The sequence below is a fragment of the Robbsia andropogonis genome, assembly GCF_000970345.1.
Lineage (GTDB): Bacteria > Pseudomonadota > Gammaproteobacteria > Burkholderiales > Burkholderiaceae > Robbsia > Robbsia andropogonis.
Genome location: NZ_LAQU01000240.1, coordinates 1 through 570 on the forward strand (window position 1 = coordinate 1; position 570 = coordinate 570).

A 570-nucleotide genomic window follows, 5' to 3' on the forward strand; every position below is an offset into this window, starting at 1 on the left:
GAGAACCGTTCCGATGTTAAGGGCCTTAACACGGGAACCGCGCTGGTTCGATGTTCAGGGTCTGAACATCGGGTATGCATACAAGCTTGCAGCATTATTTCTGCAATTTAAAAGCAACTTAGAAGACGTTAGAGAATTTTAATAATGGCCACTCATAGCAAACGACCACCTCCGCAACGGCCGATGAAACGGATTTCGGGTTTTACGCAAAGCAAAACATCGCCTTTCCGTGATCGTTATGACCTGTTCGGCGAGCGCAGAAACCTCGCTGAATTGATTGCGTCAGGAAACCCGGATCCCAGTCACCCGCTCTTTCCGCGCTACGAGATGTACCTTGAACGCGAAAAAATGTGGCAGCAGATGCTTCGCGAACATGCAGCCAAACAGGGAGCCGATCCGCTGGTCTCCCAGGACGAAGTCAAGCAGATGACCACGTTGAACCCGCTTGAAGCTTCAGGCGTGGACGCGATGACGCTTCACACCATGCATGCGCTGCGTCTTTTCACCGGCGTCGTGCCTCCACCCGGTGAACGAGGCCAAGGTATGGCAGGTGGCAAGCGCATTGCCGCC

The 570-nt window shown here is 53.5% G+C and carries 1 pseudogene; it reads left to right on the forward strand.

The window, feature by feature from the left end:
- Positions 1 to 183: 183 nt before the first annotated feature.
- Positions 184 to 570, forward strand: a pseudogene (locus tag WM40_RS27330) (PFL_4669 family integrating conjugative element protein); the annotation flags it as partial.